Annotated in this window: 1 pseudogene; it reads right to left on the bottom strand. The window is 60.9% G+C overall.

Annotation, left to right across the window (positions count from 1 at the left end):
* Positions 1–156: 156 nt before the first annotated feature.
* Positions 157–501 (bottom strand): annotated as a pseudogene (gene aspA / locus KBZ10_RS28975) (aspartate ammonia-lyase); the annotation flags it as partial.

Raw genomic sequence — 501 nt, 5'->3', positions numbered from 1 at the left:
CTACCGCAATTCCAAGGCGCGGAATACCGCTCCCGTCATTTCGGGGCGCGCGAAGCGCGAGCCCGGAATCCATCGCACCATTTGCTCTGAGGCCTGATGGATTCCAGGCCTGCGCCTGTCGGCGCATCCCGGAATGATGGAAGGAGAGACGATCACCTACCCGATCATATCCGGATTAATCAGACGCTCGAACGAGAACATCTCGTCCCACTTCTCCTGCGTCAGCAGCTTGCGCTCGACCACCACGATCTGGTGCAGCGACTTGCCGCTCTTGTAGCCCTCGCGCGCGATCTCGGCGCATTGCTTGTAGCCGAGCAGCGGCTTCAGCACGGTAACGATGCCGAGCGAGTTCAGCACCATGTTGCGGGTGTGCTCCTCATTGGCGGTGATGCCGACAACACAGTTCTCGCGCAGGCTGTTGACGGCGCGCTCCATGGTGCGGATCGAGAAGAACAGCGCGAACGAGATTACCGGCTCCATCACGTTGAGCTGGAGCTGGCC

This window comes from Streptomyces sp. F63 (assembly GCF_018070345.1).
GTDB lineage: Bacteria > Actinomycetota > Actinomycetes > Streptomycetales > Streptomycetaceae > Streptomyces.
This window is presented reverse-complemented; position numbering and strand designations above follow the sequence as displayed.